This window comes from Rhodothermales bacterium (assembly GCA_013002345.1).
In the GTDB taxonomy this organism is placed as follows: Bacteria; Bacteroidota; Rhodothermia; order Rhodothermales; family JABDKH01; genus JABDKH01.
This window is the reverse complement of record JABDKH010000154.1, coordinates 1-2,097: the sequence shown is the minus strand read 5'-3', so window position 1 is coordinate 2,097 and position 2,097 is coordinate 1. Positions and strand designations below refer to the sequence as shown.

The window sequence follows — 2,097 nt, the reverse complement described above, 5'->3', positions numbered from 1 at the left end:
GTTGGGTGTGCTCGATCTCACCCTGCCACTGGAGGAGGTCGACCAGCAACGACGGTCGGCGACGTTGATGGTCATCGGGCTTTCATTTGTGGTCATGATCGCAATCAGCCTGATCATCTTTGTGATGATTCGCCGCTTGGTCCTGCACCCTGTTGAGCTTCTTGTTGAAGCCACGCAGCGCGTGGCGGCCGGTGACCTGTCGACGTCCGTACCCGTTCGAAGTCAGGACGAAATCGGACAGCTTGGCACGTCGTTCAATGACATGACGCACCGACTGGCCGAGGCTCAACGACAGATCTTCCAGTCGTCCAAGCTCGCCTCGGTGGGTCGTCTTGCAGCGGGCGTTGCGCATGAGCTCAATAATCCCTTGACCGGGGTTCTGACCTACGGCAGCTTCCTGCTAAGCCAGGTAGATGAACCCGAGCTCAAGAAGGACCTGGAGGTAATCGTCCGGGAGACGAAGCGGTGCCGCGATATCGTTGCGGGGTTGCTGGATTTCTCCAGGCAAACGCCGGCCGCTCCCCGCTGGACAGACATCAACGAGGTGGTCCACGTGGCATCGGGTATGGTAAAACACCACTTTGCGCTCCAGAAGACGCGACTGGTGCTGGATCTTCATCAGGATCTTCCTCCCGTGAACATCGACTCGGGGCAGATGGAGCAGGTCCTCGTTAATCTGCTCGTAAACGCGGCCGACGCCATGTCAAAGGAAGGCGGGACGGTCACCGTCAAGACGGCTCCCGGGAGCAAGGCCGATGGGCCGGACGGGGTCGCCTCGACGGTACAACTCGATGTGAGTGACACGGGCGGCGGCATTAAGGAAGAGCACATGGACAAGATCTTCGACCCGTTCTTCACGACAAAGGGCACCGAGGGTACGGGACTTGGGCTCGCGATCGTGTGGGGCATCGTGGAGGACCACGGAGGGGACGTGCAGGTGTCGAGTGACCCCGGCGAAGGCACGAGATTTACGATCAGGCTCCCGGCGAAGGAAGCTGAGTTGGCGGCAACAGCCCCGTCGGAATAGCCAGAACTCCTGGACACAGAGCGCATGATATCGAAACGTGAAGTACTGGTTGTTGATGATGAAGACGTGGTGCTTGGCGCCGTGCGGCGGATACTGTCTGCACACTCCATTGAGCATCGCGTGGCGGGTTCTGCAGAGCAAGCGCTGGAGAAGATCAACGAAAGAGAGCCAGACATACTGCTTGCGGACATCAAACTCCCGGGCCAGTCGGGCCTTGAGCTAGTCCGGAAGTGTTCGAGCCGGTTTCCGTCTCTGGTGTCCGTCTGCATGACGGGCTATGCGAATGCCGAACACGTTCTCCTGTGCCTTGAGAGCGGGGCGGTCGATTTCTTGCCAAAGCCGTTTACCGTGGAGGAGGCGTTGAGCACCCTCACGAGGGCTGGAAGACTGGTTGAAGGCGACGCGATCGCCAACGACGCACCTGTTGAGTGTTTCATGCTCGATGGTCATACGTGGGCGCGGCGGGAGGATGATGGCACCGTCACGCTTGGACTGGTCAGGACGTTTCTTCAAACGGTGGGCCCGATCGAGTCGCTGGACATTCCGGTCCCGAACACGATGCTCCGCCAGGGGTGCGATTTGACGCGGGTTACGGCAACGGATGGGCACGTGCATCGAGCGTGGTGTGCGATCGGAGGCCGGGTGGAGCAGTCGAACGGCCGACTCGAGAGCGAACCCGCTCTGGTTTCCGCAGACCCCTACGGAGAGGGCTGGATCGCCTGCGTGATGCCGACGAGCATCGAGGAGGAGATTGCCCGGCTTCAACAGGCCTGACGCGCTATCAGGTTTTCCCCCACAAATGGTGCGTGGCCGTCCACCTAGAATACACGTCCGGATCACGCTCGTTCGTATCAGCCCTTTTCTCGTTCATGAGCGGCACACCTGTCACTATTTCTCACTACGAGATCGAGGGCGAGCTGGGTCGTGGCGGGATGGGCATCGTGTACAGGGCGCGCGACTCTCGCCTGGGTCTAACCGTTGCGCTGAAAGTCCTGCCGGCGCGAGCACTGGATTCGGATCTTGAGAGAGAGCGGTTCTACCGGGAGGCTCGCAACGCGGCTGCGCTGAGT

At 60.3% G+C, this 2,097-nt stretch carries 3 protein-coding genes; all 3 read left to right on the top strand.

Annotated features, from left to right (window positions below):
• Window positions 1-1,027 (top strand): HAMP domain-containing protein (locus HKN37_07820; protein ID NNE46552.1); only part of this gene is annotated, 1,027 nt, incomplete at its 5' end.
• A gap of 24 nt (window positions 1,028-1,051) precedes the next feature.
• Entirely contained in the window at window positions 1,052-1,801 is a 750-nt protein-coding gene (locus HKN37_07815) for a response regulator (protein ID NNE46551.1), read from the top strand.
• A gap of 32 nt (window positions 1,802-1,833) precedes the next feature.
• Window positions 1,834-2,097: hypothetical protein (locus HKN37_07810; protein NNE46550.1), on the top strand; the 264-nt coding region annotated here is incomplete at its 3' end.